This window comes from Mucilaginibacter sp. SG538B (assembly GCF_013376065.1).
Taxonomy (GTDB): Bacteria; Bacteroidota; Bacteroidia; order Sphingobacteriales; family Sphingobacteriaceae; genus Mucilaginibacter; species Mucilaginibacter rubeus.
In genome coordinates this window covers 450257-468585 of sequence record NZ_JABMJI010000004.1, presented here as the reverse complement: position 1 = coordinate 468585, position 18329 = coordinate 450257, and the positions used below count along the sequence as shown (strand labels likewise).

Here is an 18329-nt window from a genome sequence, read left to right as displayed (position 1 = left end):
AAGGGAGGGCAAAGATAACCACAATGTTTTGAATATCAAATAGAGAGCGGGAATTATTTTTTAATTTGAAGATTACAACGATTGAAGTATGATTGCACCGATGGTATGATGAATTAAAGTACTATATCTTTTAATATAAAAACTACTTATCTAACTTTCTTAACAAACTTTACCCTCACATTCTTTTAATAGGACATTTGTAATAAATATATTGTAATATCAATCTAAATAGAATGAATTTCAACGACTACTTTCTTCATGACGCAACAGTTTTAAAGGTTATCGAATATCCAGAAACTCAAACATTCGACTTTCATATTAACTACCCTATAAATTGGGAAGAGAATATTTTTGAACCTAAGATTATAAGATTTAACAATGTTACTTTGTACCACCGCAATGAGATAAGATTTAATGGTCTTCCCACTATACTTAAAGTTGACATTATAAACGAGCATAAAATAGCGTTGATCACCAATTCAGGTGAAAGAATAATTGAATTTGAAACCTGGGTATTGATATAGATAAATCCTCCATAAACAACAAAGGCCGCCAATGGCAGCCTTTGTTGTTCTCATAACCTATAAGCAATAATTATTGTTTATCCCAATAAACCCTTGTATTAAGCGCATCCGGACCTTGACGGGCAATTACAGCATTGTAATTCGCAGTGTTAAGATCACTTTCTGTTTGTGGATATTGTTGCCTACGTGGAATTTTCTGGCCTGGGCTTAATGAACCCGGAACCGGATCAAGTAATTTAGGCAAGCCAGTACGGCGATATTCTGCCCATGACTCCCAACCGTTACCTAAGAAACCTGCAATCCATTTTTGGGTCATGATTTGATCCATAGCTGTTGCAGCCGAAAATTGAACCGATGCCTGTGCAAGATAAGCAGTTTCATTGGTAAGGCTAACGCCATTTTGCTCCAGCGACGCAGCTATACCTTTTTTATAGTAGTCTGCAGCAACTCCATCGCCACCAGCTATCCAGCCAAGATGAGCGGCTTCGGCCTGTGTAAACATAATTTGGGCATATGATGTCCAAACAGTTGGCGAAGCTTGACCAGAAACAGCTATACCTATTAATGATACGTTACCCGGTTTAGAACGTGTACCCTGATTGTAATCGCCTAAAGCATCACCATATGTACCATAGGGTAAACCTACATAAGTACCTGAGGCAGTCGGTGCCGCGTAAACAGTCAACCTCGGATCATGAAGATTAGTTAGAGTATTAACAACTAAACTACTTACCGCGTAATCGTAACGGTTACGGTAGTTATTGTAGTATGGATTTTCGTTAGTTTGAGCTGCCAGATACGCATACACAGCATTATCACTGTTTGAGTTCATTAAACCACCAGCAACGGCTTTAGCATACTCATTTTTGCCGGTAGTCGGATCAACTTTCGAAAGCCTTAAAGCCATAATTGCATGCAATGAATTGGCCCAATGTTTCCATTTGGTAACATTACCTCCAAATAATATATCTTGCTGAGCCGGGAAAGATGCACCACCATCAAACTGTGCCTGCGCTTCGTCAAGCTCTTTCATTAAAGCTGTATACACATCTTTTTGAGCGTCAAAAGCCGGCGAAAAATTAGCCTTACCATTCAAAGCTTGTGAGTAGGGTATATCGCCCCATCTATCAGTAATTGTCAAATAGATAAAGGCAGTAAGAATCCTGGCTGTAGCTATTTGATTATTAGTAGATCCATATCTTTTAACAATCTCCTGATCCTTTTTAGAAGGATCGGTATTAACTTCAATAATTGTTTTTAAATCTTTTAGCGGACCTGTATAATACCCCTGATAATCATATTGCTTTAATGAAAATAATGATTCATTGGTATAAAAGGTTTCTGCCAGGTATTGTGAATATAATTCGCCTGTAAACGAGTTAATGTTCGTTGTAGCACCTCCCCCATTTACACCGCCAAGGTATTGAATGGCACTGGACAATAAAAAACCTGGCAGCGCAACTGGCGATTGATTAGGGTTAACATTCACGTCGCCCCCGGTTTTACATGAGGCAAGGATAATTATACCCACCCCAACTATATATTTACTAATATTAGATAATCTTTTCATGATTTGTGCGCTAATTAGAACGTCAACTTGATATTAAACCCTAAATTCCTTGTGTTTGGTAACTGACCACCTTCATAGAAAGAAGTTTGCAATTGAGACGGATCTACACCTTTAAGTTTAGAATAGATCATCCACGGGTTTTGAGAAGTTATGCCAAAATAAGCCGTTTGGAACGGTAGCTTGCCCAACATCTTCTTGGGGAATGAATAACCTACGCTAACCTCCCTTAATTTTATATAAGAAGCATCATAGGTCCATTTTTCCCAGATTTGGCTGTATGACTGCTCATACAATGTACGGGTATCAACATAGGTAGTATTAGGTGAGCCATCTTCATGAACACCCGCTACTAAGACACCGCCGCCATCGGCAACATCGTTACGCTTTGGATTGCCTTTAGCATTGTTGCCTACAGTTTCGATCCCTAAGCCAGAACCGTTCAGGTTTTGCTGCGTAACCGATACAAATTTGCCGCCCTTTTGGAAATCAAGAGAGAACGCGAGTATAAAATTCTTATAGTTAAAAGAGTTGGTAAAACCACCAGTGTAACTTGGCAGCATGCTTCCTAAATTAACAGTATTGTTTACAATAGGTAAGCCGTCATCACCAACTACTATGTTACCATTTTTATCGCGGGTAAAACCTGAGCCTATGATTTGACCATAAGATTTACCTACGATGCCGTTAATGCCAAAGCTTGGTGAACCGACAAAGCCAAAGCTTTGGGTACCCGCAGCCTGGTTACCACCCGAGGCGGTATAGCCACCTAAACCATCAGGAGTAACTTTCAGGTTGTTAAGACCAGGGTACAGTGATATAACTTTATTTCTGTTAAATGAAATATTGAAATCAGCATTCCAGGTAAATTCTTTCGATTTAATTGGTGTACCACCAAGAGTTATCTCGATACCATTGTTCCTGATTTGACCAGCGTTAATTACGGCTGTAGAGTAGCCAGAAGTCCCATTTACAGGAAGTGGCAGGATCTGGTCTTTTTGAGTACGCGTATAGTAGTTGAAATCAAACCTTACCCTGTCTTTGATGAAATGCAACTCGGTACCAATTTCATATGATGTAGAGAGCGATGGTTTCAGGCCGGGATTAGGTAACGTATTGGGCACAGTTTGAATTGCCGCGTTACCTGCTTTAGTTGGCCCGTATGGCGTAGTAGTTAAATTATACGTTTGATAAATTGAATAAATAGGTGCGTCTGAACCTAATTTCGCAGCAGAAAGCCTTAATTTACCAAATGTAAGGATATCATTTTTGGGCATCAGTTCGGTAAATACAAATGAACCTGACAAACCACCGTACCAATATGAGTTGTTATTTATTGGTAAAGTTGATGAAATATCGTTACGCGCGTTGAAATCAAGATATAAAAAATCTTTATATCCAAATGAAGTAAAACCGTAATAGCTGTTTACCCTTGATAACGCTTTGTAGCTAAATGATGTAGGGGCATTCAACGAGTTTGTAAGGGTATACAAGTCAGGGATAGAAAGACCGCCATTTGTATTACCTGAAGTATAAAGGTAGCGATCCTGACGTGTTTCGGCATATAAGCCCGCTTTTACAGAAAGGTCTTTAAAATTGTGGCTATATGCTAAGTTAGCAACATAGTTATTCTCTTTGTAAGTATACTGGCTCTGAGAATATGAATCGGTATTAATAGTACCTGAACCTACGCGTGAGTTATCGTCGCGGTTTAATAAGTCTTCTCTGGCAATTAACGACAAAGAGAGATCTTTAGTAAACTGATAAGTAGCGGTTAAGTTACCAAACACACGATTATTATTTGACTGTGAGGTATTCACATAAGACTCAGTGTACGGGTTATCCCAGTAATGTGGCGTTAAGTCGTCCGGACTGGTAATGTTCCATGAAGTGTAAGTACCATCGGCCCTTTTATAATTTTTAAGTTTGTTAATTTCAACATCTCTGTGGAACCACTGGCTAAATGAACCTGCAGTTTGTGTACCGTAACCTTCCTGAGGTATGTTGTTTGAATTGATTTGGGAAAAATTGAAGTTAGCGCTTACTGTTAATTTCTTGGTTAACTTAAGCTCGCCATTTAAACCAACATTGTTACGTTTTTGATTACTATTTGGAGTAATCCCCGTACGATCTATGTTCGTGTATGATACCCTGAAGTTGTAATTATCAGCAGCTTTTGAAAACGCTGCATTGGTATTGTAGGTTACGCCTGTACGATAAAAATCACGTACGTTATTTGGCTGCGGAACAAACGGCTTTAACTTACCAAAATCGGGATTTGACGGATCCCAAAAATACCATGGAGCGTACAGGGTACCATCCATTTTAGGTCCCCAGCTTTCGTCAACTCCGTAATCATAAATTTTTACGCCGTTAAACTTGGCAAATGATGCAGGAGAACCATTATCAGGATCATAAGTATAAGTATCCCATTTGGTGCTTGTTCCACCACCATATTCATTTTGGTACTCAGGTAATTGATAAACTTTTTCAAAAGTTGTTGATTGGTTTAATGACACTCCAATACCTTTATCAACGCCCTTCTTCAGTGTCACAACAACGGCGCCTTCAGATGCCCTCTGGCCGTAAAGCGCCGTAGCAGCAGGACCTTTAAGTACTGTCAATGATTCGATATCATCATTATTAATTGCATTAGGATCGGTAACGACACCGTTAACAATATAAATTGGATTTGCTCCCGATAACGAGTTGATACCACGGATGCGGATAGTTGACGTACCAAATTTTGCACCCGAACCGCCTAAAACCTGTACGCCTGCAATTTTACCTGCAAGGGCGGTGTTAAGGTCAGATTGCTTGGTTACTGTAAGGTCGTCGCCTTTTACCTGCTGAGCAGCGTAGCCCAGTGATTTTTGCTGCCTTGAGATACCTAACGCGGTTACGATTACCTCGTTAAGGCCGCGGGCTGATGCTTCCAAAACCACTTTTAGGTTTGCTGAAGCGCCTACAGGTACATCTTGGGTAGCATAACCGATAAAACTAAATGATAGAACCGCGTTGTTTGGAACGTTAAGTGAAAACTTACCGTCTACGGTGGTTTGGGTACCGGTAGTTGTCCCTTTTATCTTCACCGATACACCCGGCAGAGGAAGGCCGTCCTCCTTGGCTGTTACCGTACCGGTAACAGTGTGATTTTGCGCAAAAAGCTGTGTTACAGCAAATACGAAACTGCACAAAATTAGTAGTAGTCGTTTTTTCATAGAAAAAATTTAGCTAATAGTTAAGGAAGCAAACTTAATAGCCAATGATAAAATAAAACAAATAATAAATGTAATATTTCTTTTACATGAATTTTTTTAACCACAGTGAAGGTTTTAGGAAATTATCAACAAGAAATTACCTTTGCTGTCGTTAATACCATATGGCCGTTAGATCCGGCCGGTAATAAGTCAGTTAATATTGTTAATTATAAGTTAGGAAAATGCGCGAGGCATTTTCCTAACTTGTTTTACAAGCTCTTGTAAATCAAAACACAATAAAGTTAACTGTTACGAGAAATCCAAAAGAAAAACTACAACTCACAGTTCCTTAAAACCTCTTTTTACAACAATAAATTGCACCATGCATAGCCCGTTGAAAAAGGCATGGCAGGAAGGAAAAAGCTTAATTTTTTCATACTTTTCGGCGAGAAATGGCCACGTAACAATATATTTACATGGTTTATTACAGAATATAGCTCATCAATCACTGCACTAAATGACTCAGGAGTGACAGAAAAAGGGCGTCACACTTCAAAAATTATTCAAAAATGGTTTAGAACATTTTGTTTAAAAAGCATATCAGTCCTTGTCTTCTTCCCCAATGGAGAGGCTGGGGGTGATGAGGCGACCTACCTTTACAAATCTCTCAAATACGGTTTCGGTATGTGGTGCGTCGGCAAGTTCATCTGTCAAATCCTGTCCGGCCCAGTGCTCATAATGTTTCCCGTTTCGCCACAGCCGGCTTTCAGTTACATCATAAATATCACCTTTATAGGCAACCCAGATCCGGGGCTTATCCTGACCGTTGCGTAAGGCCAGTTGTGATTTGGTGTATATTGGCAACTCACTCATCGGCTTAACTTCTGTTGTTTAAAATATTCAAAGAACCCGATGTTCATGAGCAGTAAAGCCATCAGGTAAAAATGATCCTCAAATGGGATAGTGCCAACCCGCTTTCCCAGGTTTTCAGCATTGTTGTACAACACTATTGGGACAGAGGTTAATATGCCGTTTACTATATAAAATGGTAAAAGTGCTACAATATAAGCCAGGTAATAACGATTAACCCAATCGGCCTTAAAAACGTATTGAATCAACACCACAAGCAATAGCAATAAGCCAAACGTAACTGCGGTATAAAGCCGGTCGTGATAAAATATCAGCATCAGGATGCTCAGCAATATTACCATACTGCTTATAATACCGGTAAGCCTGAAAGGCATCAGCCATTTAACATAGTGATTAAGGCAGGCGTAAATAAATATACAGGCAAACGGTACCGTTAAAAAGAATAGTATTTCCTCTAAAGGCAAACCAAAAAACTTAACGCCAATGATGTATGCCGAATTGAACGACCAAACACCCCTGACGGTAAAAAGCACATCCCAAAACAAAAAAAACAAACCAGTAACGGCCATGCCGGGCCATATAAATTTCCAGCTTTTGTAAAACCGCACCCTTTTATCAAACGAAAGCACAACGGGAAAAAATACCGTTAGCAGGTTGATCAGTAAATAGGTGTATCTCACGTAAGTTCGGTTAAGTGTTTATTGAGCGCCTGGCTTTGGGCAGGAGTACATCTTTTTGAATGAAGAAGGAATTTGATAATCTGAATGGTCAATTCCTTATCGGCCGAGCCATAATTCTTTTTACCCAGTTGGGCTATGATATCGTCGGTATCCGCCGCGAGGTCTTTATTAAAACCTAAAATGGAAGGCACGTTGTGTTCAACAGAAAAGCGCATGAACCTGATCTCGATATTATGCGGATCGTCAATTAATGCCTGCTTAAATACCTTTTCTGATCTGTTAAGATATTTCAATTTCAAATATGGGTTCCAGGCATGCTTGGCTTTTAAGGCAAGCAGGCCGCCTATGAAACCATTCACTATACCACTCTTTTCTTTGATACTATTAAGATTATTATACAACGAATCGGTGGTTTTGCTTTTATCAATAGCAATAAGCATTTGCTTACGCAATACTTTCAGATTAGGCTCTTCGGCATTAGCGGTTTGCAACTTGAATACAACTGCCAATATACTGGCTACAAAAAAGATCTTCCTTAACATTAAATAACATTTAACTTTTGCTGCAGAACAGCTTTGATGTACAAACTCATTTTACGCGCATCAGAAACCCTGATGCGTTTTTGCAGTATTACGTTGGCAGGCGTGTAACTTATTTTTTTAAACAACTGCAGGTAGTAAATATAGGCAATATAAACCCCAAGCCTCGTACCAGCGGGCAGGCATTTTATTCCCTCAAATGCTTCGTCAAAATCGTGTTTAATTTCCGCCTCAATGGCAAGCTTATCATGCTCGGTAAAATTATTGAAATCAATCCCCGGAAAGTATGTACGCCCGCGTTCTGTATAATCTGCCTTAACATCCCGCAAAAAATTGATCTTTTGGAAAGCGGCCCCCAGGCTTCGGGCCTTGGGTACAAGAGCCTGGTAAAGACCATCATCATTGGTAAAAACACGCAGGCACATCATGCCGATAACTTCTGCCGAACCATAAATATAAGTTTGGTAGCTGCCCTTATCATAGGCTTTGTTATCCAGGTCCATTTCCATTGATCTCAGAAAAGCCCTGATCAATTCATGATCGATCTTAAACCGGTTAACTACCTGTTGAAAAGAATGAATTACGGGATTAGTGCTGATCCTTTCTCTGATAGCCTTGAAAGTCTCTTCCTCAAACCTGCTGATCAGTTGCTGCTGGTTATACCCATGAAAGGTATCTACAATTTCATCGGCGTAACGTACAAAGCCGTAGATAGCATAAATGGGATAACGAAAACTTTTATCGAAAGTTTTAATGCCGAGACTAAAGGAAGTGCTATATTTTTTAGTTATCAGTTTACTGCATTCAAAACAAGTTTCATCGTACAGGCTCATCATCGGCACTCGCGTGGTCATTTTTTCAAAAGTACAAATTCAAAGCGGTATTGTTTTTTATAGGCCTAAAACATTTTGCTTATCTTGGGCTTCACATTAAACATGAGCAGCAAGCATATTATTGTTATTGGTTCGGGCTTTGCTGGTTTATCGGCGGCCTGTGTTTTGGCTAAAGAAGGCTATAAAGTTACCATATTGGAAAAAAACGACCAGCCCGGCGGCCGTGCCCGGGTTTGGGAGCAGGATGGTTTCAGGTTTGATATGGGGCCAAGCTGGTACTGGATGCCCGACGTATTTGAAAACTTTTTTGCACTGTTCGGCAAAAAAACTTCCGATTATTACCAGTTAAAAAGATTGGATCCCGGCTACCGTATTTATTACAGCAAAAATGAAATATTTGATGTCCCCGCAGACATGATTGAGCTTGAAGCCCTGTTTGAACAAACCGAACCTGGCAGTAGTAAAGCATTACAGGATTTCTTAAACCAGGCGGCATATAAATATAAAGTAGGCATGGGTGAGTACGTTTTCCGCCCCTCCCATTCCATCACCGAATTTATCGACTTTAACCTGATCAAAAAAAGCTTCAGCATGCAGCTGCTTACCAGTATGAGCAGCCATGTAAGCAAATATTTTAAAAACCCCAAACTAATTAAACTACTGGAATTCCCCGTGTTATTTTTAGGAGCCACCCCACAAAATACCCCGGCCATGTATAGCATGATGAACTATGCCGACCTTGCCCTGGGCACCTGGTATCCCATGGGCGGTATGAACGAAATAGTAAAAGCTATGGTAAGCCTGGCTACCGAACTGGGAGTTGAGATCAGGCTCAATACAGAGGTTACAAAAATCAACATAGAAAATAAACAGGTTAATAAAATCCAAACCAATAATCGCGTGTTCACTGCCGATATGGTAATTGCAGGGGCAGATTATGAATATGTTGACCAGCATTTAATCGAGAAACCCCATCGTAACTATACTCCTAAATACTGGGATAACCGGACAATGTCGCCATCGAGTTTATTGTTCTATATCGGCACCAACAAAAAAGTGCCGGGCATACAGCATCATAATCTATTTTTTGACGAAGATTTTGAATTACATGCCAAAGAGATCTATGCTGTGCCCCAATGGCCTACCAATCCGCTGTTTTATGTTTGCTGCAGTTCAAAAACGGATAACAAGGTTGCCCCGGAAGGCGGCGAGAACCTGTTTTTCCTGATGCCGATAGCGCCGGGCTTAAATGATAACGAAACCATCCGCGAAAAATATTTTAACCTGATGATGGAAAGGTTTGCTCAGATTACCGGGCACGATATCAGGAGTTCGATTGTGGCGAAACGAAGCTATGCGCTTAATGATTTCAAAGTAGATTATCATTCATTTAAAGGCAATGCTTATGGGTTGGCAAATACACTTCCCCAAACTGCTTTTTTTAAACCCGCCATGCGGGCAAAACATATCAACAACCTGTTGTATACCGGCCAGCTCACTGTACCCGGGCCTGGTGTACCACCGGCAATTATCTCGGGGCAGGTGGTAGCGAAGGAAGCAATGAAGAAGTTGGCGTAGTAGCTTTAACAGCGATGTCGTAAACATGACGTAAACAAGTCGGCAGTTAATATCTTTAGGCTGTTATACTTTTGTTCAGCAAAATATATCAATATGAAAACCTATAACCCCGGAAAAAAGATTAAAGAATTGCGCAACCGTAAAGGATTAAGCCAGGAAGAATTGGCTGAACAAGCCCAACTAAGTTTAAGAACCGTACAACGAATAGAAAACGATGAAACAGACGCAAGGGGCGATACACTTAAAAGACTGGCAGCCGCGCTAAATATTACGCCCGAAGATTTAACAGAAATAAATGCCGAGCCAACGGAGATCTTGAGTAATGATAACCGAAACTTCTTGTTGCAATTCAATTTATCAGCCTTAAGTTTTATCATATTCCCATTATTAGGAATAGCATTGCCACTTGCCCTGTGGTTGTCTAACAGAAAAACATTAAACGATATCGATAAACCTTGCAAGCGGCTTATCAACTTTCAAATTTCGTGGTGCTTGTTTATCGCAGTAACGACAATCATCCTTATTAATAACGATTTTTTTCATATTCCATCTATACTAAATTTGGGCGCCGGCGAACTTTTACTTTTAGGTTTTCCGTTGTTTTATGCTATAAACTTTATTTATATTGTTTTCAACAGCGTACTTGTATATAACACCCGGCAAATATTTTATCAGCCAGCTGTACCTTTTTTAAGATAACACAAACCCGTTAATAACCCGAGCTAAAACAAGAAACCCGCCTCATGGGCGGGTTTCCTATATATATGATGGAGTTTAATTGAACATTAATTCTCTGCGTAAACGGGTTTGGCGATGCCGTTATCATATGCCTTAAGGTTTTTCTTGAGCAGCTTGCGTGCTACGTGTATGCGGGTTTTTACCGTACCGATCGGGATATCCAGGTGATCGGCAATTTCATGGTATTTATGGCCTTCAAAATACATAGTGAAGGGTACATAATAATCTTCGGGCAGCCTGTCTAAAGCTTTTTTAATATCATCCATAACAAATTTGGCTTCGCCCTGGTTTTTAGTTGAACTGAATACCAGGTTGGGCGACGATATTTCATCACTCTTGGTAACGAAAGTGCTCATTTTAACAAAACGGCGATAGTTGTTGATGAATGTGTTTTTCATGATGGTATATAACCATCCTTTTAAATTGGTGCCTTCCTTAAACTTGTTGTAGTAAGTTATGGCCTTCAACATTGTATCCTGGACAAGGTCGTTAGCATCGTCTGCGTCGTGCGTGAAATGTAAAGCGTATGATCTTAAAGAAGTCGCCTGACGTAGTACAAGGGTGTTAAACTCAATCTTTGTCATTTTGTTAAAGTTTTGTGTTAACAATTAGACAAGCATGATGCCATTAAGCCAAAGTGTGTAGTAAAAAGTCCACATTTAAACATCGGTATTGAAACTTACCCATTGTGTACTTTTCACACATTAAAAACAAATACAATACTGAAAAACAGAACGTTATGGATTTTTACATCAGAGAATCAAACTTATTTAGGGAACATTTGTAACAGGAATGTTATTCAGAAGAAATTTTATTAAAAATGAAAATTCACTTTAAATAAAGTTATTTAACTAATAATATTAACCTCTCGTTGTAGTGTAACGCCAAATTTAGTGTACACACTGTCTATGATTTGCGACGAAAAGTTATACACTTCCTGCCCCGTAGCGCCTCCGTGGTTCACCAAAACCAGGGCCTGGTTCTTCCATGTTCCTGTGTGCCCCACGGTTTTTCCTTTCCATCCACATTGTTCTATAAGCCATCCGGCAGCCAGTTTTACGCCGCCATCAGCAGCAGGATAGTTTACCACATCAGGAAATTTAGCTTGCACCACAGCAAATTCTTCGGCACTGATCACCGGATTTTTAAAGAAGCTGCCCGCGTTTCCTATAGTTGACGGATCGGGGAGTTTGGATACCCGGATATGCGCCACCACCTGCGATACATCTTTAATAGTAGGGTTTGAGATACCCCTGTTTTGTAATTCTTGCTCAATGGCCCCATACCTGGTGTTAATGCTTGCCACCAGCGATAAGTGGAACTTTACCGATACTATAATATACTGTTCTTTCAGTTCAGCTTTAAAAATGCTTTCGCGGTAACCAAATTTACAATCCTCTTTGCTGAAAGTTCTGAATGTTCCTGTCGCTATTTCAAAAGCGCGGCAACTGTGAAATACATCTTTAAGCTCAACGCCATAGGCGCCAATATTTTGTATAGGCGATGCCCCTACCGAACCCGGGATCAGGCTCAGATTTTCGACACCAGCATATTCATGTGCAACGCAATAATTAACCAGGTCATTCCATACCTCGCCACCACCCGCTTCTATATAAACATCATCATGACTAATCCGGTGCTCAATACCGCGGATGTTCATGCGCACAACCAGTCCGTCAAAATCATCAACCATAAGCATATTGCTGCCGCCACCGAGTATTAGTCGCTCTGTTTGCTGCCACTGCGGGTCGGCAAACAATTCTGTTAGTTCGGTTTCATGGGCTATCTCTACAAAATAACGGGCGCTGGTATCAATACCGAAAGTGTTAAAATTTTTGAGGGATACGTTTTCCTGTATTTGCAGCATGGGTATTTGATGTCGGATTTCGGATGTTCGATTTCGGAGTTTCCAGCGCAAAAATAGTTAAAAGATGGCGATTGTTTGATTTTGGATTTTTCACAATTTAATTGTTCTTTCAACGGTGTTCAAGAGGGCTACGCCGTTTCGGATGTTCGATTTCGGATTTTGTCTGAACAGACAAACCTCTTTCCCAATCAACTACTCGCTACCCACCCAACCGTTAAAATTTGTTAAATAATTTCAAAACCATTTGCAAATACGAAATCTATCGTAGATATTTGTACGAAGAAATTCGTAATAGAGAGACAGATGGAAATTAAACCAACAGAAAGCGAACTTGAAATTTTACAGGTAATCTGGAAAAAGGGCCAGTGCACCGTACGTGAGGTTCATGAAGAGCTTGCTAAAAACAAGGATGCCGGCTACACCACTACTTTAAAATTGATGCAGATCATGCATGATAAAGGAATGGTTGAGCGCGACACCACTTCAAAAACACATGTTTACAAAGCTTTATTCACAATGGAGCAGGCGCAAAGCAACGCTTTGGATAAAATCTTGTCTACTGTATTTAAAGGCTCCACTTCCGATTTGGTGATCCAGGCGCTTGGCCAGCACCGCGCATCAAAAGACGAGATTGACGCTATTAAAAATTTTTTGAATCAATTTGATCAGGATAAAAAATAAAGTGATGGAAAATTTATTCTATAATATAAGTCAGGTGTTGGGCGTAACTATTCTGCAATCGTTATGGCAGGGTTTGTTAGTATGGTTTGCCTTAAGGTTAGTGTTTATTTGCAGGCCGCAGTTATCGGCCATTAAAAAGCACAATTTGGCCATGGGCGCCATCCTTGCCATAAGCGCCTGGTTTATATATACGTTTATCCATCAGTTCAGGCTGCACGAGTGGATCAATTATACATCCGCCAATGCACCATCTTTATTACCACGTTTCTACCTTCCGCTGCATGAAGTAGCATTCAAACCGCAAAACAATTATTACGAATACGTTATAAAAGGCTATCTGCCTTATATATCAGCCCTTTACTTTGCTGGTTTGGTATTTAACCTGCTTAAAGTTAGCTTAAGCTGGCAAAGGATCAGCCTGATAAAACGTACCATGGTACCCGCCGACAGGCTGCAGGACTTTGCCGATGAGCTTTGCCAAAAGCTGGGCATTACTAAAAATGTGTGGGTAAACTTTAGCCGTATGGTTGATGCCCCTTGTATGATAGGCTTTTTAAGCCCCATTATTTTGTTGCCGATAACCCTTACTACATACTTATCGGCTACCGAGGTTGAAGCCATTTTACTGCACGAGCTATCGCACATTAAACGTAACGATTACCTGCTGAACCTGATGCAGCAATTTATTTCCATACTGTTATTCTTTAATCCCTTTGCCCAATTAATTAATCGAATCATTAACCAGGAGCGCGAAAACAGCTGCGATGACCTTGTTGTGCAAACAACACAGCAACCCTTGATCTATGCACACGCGCTTTTGAAGCTTGAGCAAACCAGGCAGCAGCATTTACAACTGGCCCTGGCTGCTAATGGCAAAAAATATCATTTATTAAACAGAATTGAACGCATTATGAAAACAAAGAAACCTATAGGCAATATCCGCCACCTGCTTGTGGCCATTGCCATAATGGCTGCCGGCGTTAGCAGCATTGCCTGGCTAAACCCCACCATAACAGATGGCAAGCTCACAGTTAAAAAAGTTGCTGCGCCTGTCGCCTTACATGCTCTATTTGTGGAAGATACCATACGCAAGGTGGCTCCTAAAACTAAAAAGCCTGTAACCTATAAAAAGAAAACCCAGGCCGAAATAGTTAAAGCCAAACAACGCCATGATTCTTTTAACTACGACGGTTTTAACGATACTGAGCTTGAAAAACTCAGCGCTGAAGTAAACAAACAAGGCGAGCTGATTGGTAAATACTACAACAGCAATGATTTCAAAAAGCAACAGGAAATGCTTGAAGCTAAAAGTAAAGCCCTGCAGGCCTATTATAACACTGAAGGTATGGAAAAAATGAAGCTGGAAATGCAAAAAATGGGCGAAGATTTTCAAAAGGAATATGGCGAAACATCCGAATCTAAAAAAACCAGTGAACAGATGGGTGAGATAGGCCGCAAGATTGGTGCTTATTACAGCAGTCCTGAGTTTAAAAAAATGAACGAAGAGCTGGAGAAAAAATATGGCATCCCGCATGATCGTGGGTATCGTGGTTATAACGACGATAGAGACCCTAACTACAAAAAATACCAGGACGAACTGCAAAGCAAGATCCCGGCTGATGTGAAGGCGCAAACAGAGCAGTTGAAAAACCTGGGCCAAAAAATCCGCAGCCGCTATGATTCGCCGGAGTTCATTGCTAAAAGAAACCGCATGCAGGCCATGGGCGATAGCATCAGGATGGCCTACAACAATCCCGACATGAAAAAACTACAGGAGGATATGAGGGACATTGGCCGGCAAATGCGCGGCTTCCAGGATAGCCCTGAAATTAGAGCGGCACAACAACGGCTTAAAGAGGCCAGCAAAAAACTGCGGGACTATATGAAAAGCCCGGCGTTTAAACAAAAAATGAAGCTTTACCGCGATAAAATGGATAAAGACTTTGATTATAAGTTTGATACCGACGATAAGGAAGATATAAAATCTGATACCGCTACAAACTGATGTTAAGTCAGAGGTCTTAAGTCTCAAGTCCAGCTTCGACTTTGAACTTTGGGCTTAAGACTTTTGACTTAGTCGATCAAGACTAAATAAATTAGCAATTAGCATTAAAAATCTTTTTTAAAGAACCTTAATTTGTAATTTAGTGTCCTCAATAAAATGAGGACACTTTTTTTATGCTTCAAAAGCTAACCATTAATAATTACGCGCTTATCGATAACCTGGAAATAGGTTTTGATAACGGCCTGAACATATTAACCGGCGAAACCGGTGCAGGTAAATCGATCATATTGGGTGCCCTTTCACTTATTTTAGGACAACGGGCCGAAAGCAAGTACTTTTTTAACCAGCAAAAAAAATGCGTTATTGAGGGCACTTTCAAAATCAGTGGCTTTCATTTAGCCGATTTTTTTGAGGATAACGATCTGGATTATGAAACCGAAACGGTATTACGCCGTGAAATTTCTGCCGATGGTAAATCCCGTGCTTTTGTAAACGATACGCCGGTTAACCTCACAGCATTGAAGCAACTGGGCGAAAAGCTGATCGACATCCATTCCCAGCATGCTACGCTGGAGATCAATGATCCGGATTTTCAACTGTTAGTGGTTGACTCCATCGCACGTCATTCAGATTTGCTATTTGATTATCAAACCAAATTCAAAGCATATAAAAAGTCGTTAAGCAAGCTGAACCAGCTCATAGCCGAAAATGATAAAGCCAAAGCCGATCTTGATTATTTCCAGTTTCAGTTTGATGAACTGGAAAAAGGCGCTTTAGTTGCTGATGAGCAGGAACATTTAGAACTGGAACTAAACACCCTCAACAATGCCGAAGAAATTAAACGCAACCTTTTAGGCGCAAACTATCTTTTACAGGATGGCGAAGCCGCAGCGTTGACTCAGCTAAAAGAAGCCGGACAGGCTTTGGGTTCTATAGAAAAATACAACCCAGCTGTGGCTGAATTGCACCAGCGCATCAATAGCACTATCATAGAATTGAAAGATATTGCTGCTGAAATTGATGCCATTGAACAGCATACTCTTATTGATGAAGCCCGTGCCGAAGAGGTGAACTACCGGTTAAGCATGATCTACAATCTGCAAAAAAAGCATCGGGTAAATACCATCGCCGAGCTATTGCAGATTCAGGAAGAATTATCAGACAAAGTGCAGCAAGCCCTTTTTGGTGACGAAGCTATCGAAAAACTGCAAAAACAAATTGCCGCCGATAAAGCCGAACTTGAAAAGCTGGCGACACAGTTATCAGTCAACCGCAAAAAAGCTATCCCGGATATTGAGAAACAGATATTGGCAACACTGGCCGAGATGGGGATGGGAAACTCGATGTTAAGCATTGAGCAAACGCCCCCCCCGCCCCCTAAAGGGGGAGCTACTGAGCAAGCTCCCTTACTTACTGCTACGGGGATCGACAACATTAAATTTTTGTTTTCGGCTAATAAGGGACATGCTTTGGCTGAGATGAGCAAGGTGGCATCTGGTGGCGAGCTTTCGAGACTGATGCTGAGCATTAAATCTATCGTAGCGCAATATACAGCCTTGCCTACCATTATTTTTGATGAGATAGATACAGGCGTATCGGGCGAAGTTGCCAACAAGGTTGGGCAGATCATGGAGCGCTTAGCCCAAAACCTGCAGGTAATTACCATTACCCATTTGCCGCAAATTGCCAGCAAGGGCCAAAGCCATTATTTTGTTTATAAGGATGACAGCGAGGCGGCTACTTTTACCCGCATTAAACAGCTGAGTAATGATGAACGGGTATTGGAAATTGCCAAAATGCTAAGCGGGGATAAACCAGGCGAGAGCGCTTTACAGAATGCGAGGGAGTTGCTTTTCAGTTAGCCGTTTTGAGTTTGCAGCAGGCAATAACTACCCTTATTTTAAACTGCCAATCAGCAACTGCAAACTGCGCACCGGCAACTGAAATAAAATTATAACTTTGCCCTAATTATAAAAACTTAACAAATGGCTTATAATTTATTAAAAGGTAAAAAAGGCATCATTTTCGGTGCACTAAATGAGCAATCAATAGCCTGGAAGGTAGCACAGCGTGCCGTACAGGAAGGTGCTGAAATTGTATTATCAAACGCCCCTATTGCTTTACGCATGGGCGAACTCAATAAACTGGCCGAAGAATGTAACGCGCCGGTTATTGGTGCCGATGTTACCAATGGCGATGATATCAATAACCTGTTCACCAAAACCATGGAGCATTTTGGCGGCAAGGTTGACTTCATCCTGCACTCAATAGGCATGAGCGTTAACGTACGCAAAAACATCCCTTACTTTGAAAACAATTACGATTTTACCCATAAAGGGTTTGATATATCTGCATTAAGCCTTCACCGCATTTTGCAGGCTGCCATGAAACATGATGCCATTAATGAATGGGGATCGGTATTGGCTTTAAGCTATATCGCCGCTCAGCGTTATTTCCCTGGCTACAATGACATGGCCGATAACAAAGCAGTATTAGAAAGCATTGCCCGTAACTTTGGTTATGAGTACGGCATGGCTAAAAAAGTACGTGTTAATACCATCTCTCAGTCGCCAACCCGTACAACCGCAGGTTCGGGCGTAAAAGGCTTCGACGGCTTTATTGAGTTTGCCGAAAAAATGAGCCCGCTGGGTAATGCTGATGCTGATCAGTGCGCTGATTACTGCGTTACTATGTTTAGCGATTTAACCAAAATGGTTACCATGCAAAACCTTTTCCATGACGGTGGTTTTTCTTACACTGGCGTAACCCAGGCGGTTATTGACCAGATGGGGAAATAATTTCAAATGTTCTTAAACAAAAAGGAGCGTTGCGTTTGCAAGGCTCCTTTTTGTTTTGAGTTAGATTGGATTACGGCACCAATACTATTTTCACTTTTCGGGGATCTGGTTTAGCCGGCACTGTACCATCAGCATTTTGAGCATCTATGTATAACACACCATTGCCGTACTCAGCTCTAAATGTTACACCTCCATACACATTAGGCAATTGCTCATACGTCCCATTGTTATCCAGATATACCAAAACAGCGCCATGCTTATCATAATAATCTGTAATTTCAGGAACATTTAAAGTTGATGTATATCCACCAACATCACTATTAGCAACAAAAGCTGGTAGGGTATCAAAAATAGTGGTAGCGCTCGGGCTGGTAGTTACATATTCCTTTTTACACGATGTTGCAGCAAGTACTATAGTGCAGCAAATTAAAGTCAAGATTTTTTTCATA

The 18329-nt window shown here is 40.7% G+C and carries 15 protein-coding genes; 6 read left to right on the top strand and 9 right to left on the bottom strand.

Annotated elements, in window-relative coordinates; all coding sequences use genetic code 11:
• Positions 1 to 594: 594 nt before the first annotated feature.
• From FHW88_RS23020 to FHW88_RS22995, 6 genes are all read right to left on the bottom strand, one after another.
• Entirely contained in the window at positions 595 to 2094 is a 1500-nt protein-coding gene (locus tag FHW88_RS23020) for a SusD/RagB family nutrient-binding outer membrane lipoprotein (protein ID WP_176628042.1), read from the bottom strand.
• A 14-nt stretch (positions 2095 to 2108) separates the two neighbouring features.
• Positions 2109 to 5312, bottom strand: coding sequence for a SusC/RagA family TonB-linked outer membrane protein (locus FHW88_RS23015; RefSeq protein ID WP_176628041.1), 3204 nt, complete (start codon positions 5310 to 5312; stop codon positions 2109 to 2111).
• Positions 5313 to 5891: 579 nt separating this feature from the next.
• Entirely contained in the window at positions 5892 to 6164 is a 273-nt protein-coding gene (locus FHW88_RS23010) for a cytochrome b5 domain-containing protein (protein ID WP_176628040.1), read from the bottom strand.
• Positions 6161 to 6841 carry a lycopene cyclase domain-containing protein gene (locus FHW88_RS23005; RefSeq protein WP_176628039.1) on the bottom strand — a complete coding sequence of 227 codons (681 nt, stop codon included), beginning with the start codon at positions 6839 to 6841 and terminating at the stop codon, positions 6161 to 6163. Before FHW88_RS23005 ends, FHW88_RS23010 begins: the two co-directional genes overlap by 4 nt.
• Positions 6838 to 7383, bottom strand: a complete 546-nt coding sequence (locus tag FHW88_RS23000) for a hypothetical protein (RefSeq protein WP_090528709.1) — start codon at positions 7381 to 7383, stop codon at positions 6838 to 6840. The genes FHW88_RS23005 and FHW88_RS23000 overlap by 4 nt, the downstream gene beginning before the upstream one ends.
• Positions 7383 to 8234 (bottom strand): phytoene/squalene synthase family protein, encoded by an 852-nt coding sequence (locus tag FHW88_RS22995; RefSeq protein WP_255485407.1) that lies wholly within the window; start codon positions 8232 to 8234, stop codon positions 7383 to 7385. Before FHW88_RS22995 ends, FHW88_RS23000 begins: the two co-directional genes overlap by 1 nt.
• Before the next feature lie 81 nt (positions 8235 to 8315).
• Here FHW88_RS22995 and FHW88_RS22990 point away from each other — a divergent pair, with 81 nt between their 5' ends.
• Complete coding sequence (locus FHW88_RS22990) at positions 8316 to 9791, top strand: phytoene desaturase family protein (RefSeq protein WP_176628038.1); 1476 nt, start codon at positions 8316 to 8318, stop codon at positions 9789 to 9791.
• A gap of 93 nt (positions 9792 to 9884) precedes the next feature.
• Complete coding sequence (locus tag FHW88_RS22985) at positions 9885 to 10490, top strand: helix-turn-helix domain-containing protein (protein ID WP_176628037.1); 606 nt, start codon at positions 9885 to 9887, stop codon at positions 10488 to 10490.
• An 86-nt stretch (positions 10491 to 10576) separates the two neighbouring features.
• On the opposite strand, the gene FHW88_RS22980 is transcribed toward FHW88_RS22985, so the two are convergent.
• Together FHW88_RS22980 and murB are read right to left on the bottom strand one after the other, a co-directional pair.
• Positions 10577 to 11113 carry an RNA polymerase sigma factor gene (locus tag FHW88_RS22980; protein WP_090528721.1) on the bottom strand — a complete coding sequence of 179 codons (537 nt, stop codon included), beginning with the start codon at positions 11111 to 11113 and terminating at the stop codon, positions 10577 to 10579.
• Positions 11114 to 11376: 263 nt separating this feature from the next.
• A complete protein-coding gene (gene murB / locus FHW88_RS22975) occupies positions 11377 to 12414 on the bottom strand; it encodes a UDP-N-acetylmuramate dehydrogenase (RefSeq protein ID WP_317171381.1) in 1038 nt (345 codons plus the stop codon).
• A gap of 285 nt (positions 12415 to 12699) precedes the next feature.
• Here murB and FHW88_RS22970 point away from each other — a divergent pair, with 285 nt between their 5' ends.
• From FHW88_RS22970 to FHW88_RS22955, 4 genes are all read left to right on the top strand, one after another.
• Positions 12700 to 13077, top strand: coding sequence for a BlaI/MecI/CopY family transcriptional regulator (locus FHW88_RS22970; RefSeq protein ID WP_091165901.1), 378 nt, complete (start codon positions 12700 to 12702; stop codon positions 13075 to 13077).
• 4 nt (positions 13078 to 13081) lie between these two features.
• Entirely contained in the window at positions 13082 to 15082 is a 2001-nt protein-coding gene (locus tag FHW88_RS22965) for a M56 family metallopeptidase (protein ID WP_176628035.1), read from the top strand.
• A gap of 173 nt (positions 15083 to 15255) precedes the next feature.
• Complete coding sequence (recN, locus tag FHW88_RS22960) at positions 15256 to 16944, top strand: DNA repair protein RecN (RefSeq protein ID WP_176628034.1); 1689 nt, start codon at positions 15256 to 15258, stop codon at positions 16942 to 16944.
• A 123-nt stretch (positions 16945 to 17067) separates the two neighbouring features.
• Positions 17068 to 17880, top strand: coding sequence for an enoyl-ACP reductase (locus FHW88_RS22955; RefSeq protein ID WP_090528737.1), 813 nt, complete (start codon positions 17068 to 17070; stop codon positions 17878 to 17880).
• Positions 17881 to 17950: 70 nt separating this feature from the next.
• On the opposite strand, the gene FHW88_RS22950 is transcribed toward FHW88_RS22955, so the two are convergent.
• A complete protein-coding gene (locus FHW88_RS22950) occupies positions 17951 to 18328 on the bottom strand; it encodes a hypothetical protein (protein ID WP_090528741.1) in 378 nt (125 codons plus the stop codon).
• Between the last annotated feature and the right edge of the window lies 1 nt (position 18329).